1 protein-coding gene is annotated in these 643 nt (G+C 54.4%); it reads right to left on the bottom strand.

Annotated features, from left to right (window positions below; translation table 11 throughout):
* Positions 1-278: 278 nt before the first annotated feature.
* On the bottom strand, positions 279-643 hold a 365-nt coding region (locus NW820_RS13265; RefSeq protein WP_414407759.1), incomplete at its 5' end, for a hypothetical protein.

Genomic DNA, 643 nt, shown 5'->3' with positions numbered 1-643 from the left:
CGAATCCCACTCTCTCCGTAATCCGATAACGTCCACTGAAGTCCAGAAAGCTCTTACCCAGCAAGGCTTCTGGGCTTTTTAGTGTCCACGATAGACCGGGGAAACCCACTGTAATCCAGGCTAAAGTGGGACACAATAGGGGATATAACAGACGGGGTGGGACATGGCCCTGTCAGAGATGGCCATTCGGAATGCCAAACTCAAGGACAAGCCGTACCAGTTGCCGAATAGAGAAGCAAGGCCATCCTGCCTGCCGAAGTTTTTGCCGAACCAGCTGACTATAGACTAACGGCCAACCGTAGGACGATGCCGACAAGAGCTACGGTGGCAGCTCCAATCAAGGCAAAAGCCAGGTTAACCACTTGGGCGCTAGCCTTTTGATAGGTGTCAATTCGTTCTAGGATCACCCGGTTTTCTATCCCCTGCTCGGCCCAACGTCTCTCCTGCTCAGCCCAACGTCTTTCCTGCTCGGCCCAGCGCTTTGCTTGATCGGCTGCCAGGGCTTCTAGCCGCTCGTTGGTTCTGGAGACATCCTGCCGGAGTCCTTCCACATCCTGTCGGATCTCTTCCACATCTTGCCGGATCTCTTCAATAACACTCAACACATCCCTGAGGGTGGGTTCACCGGCGGGCATCATAGAGC

Source organism: Synechococcus sp. R55.7 (assembly GCF_047461955.1).
Lineage (GTDB): Bacteria > Cyanobacteriota > Cyanobacteriia > Thermostichales > Thermostichaceae > Thermostichus.
This window is presented reverse-complemented; position numbering and strand designations above follow the sequence as displayed.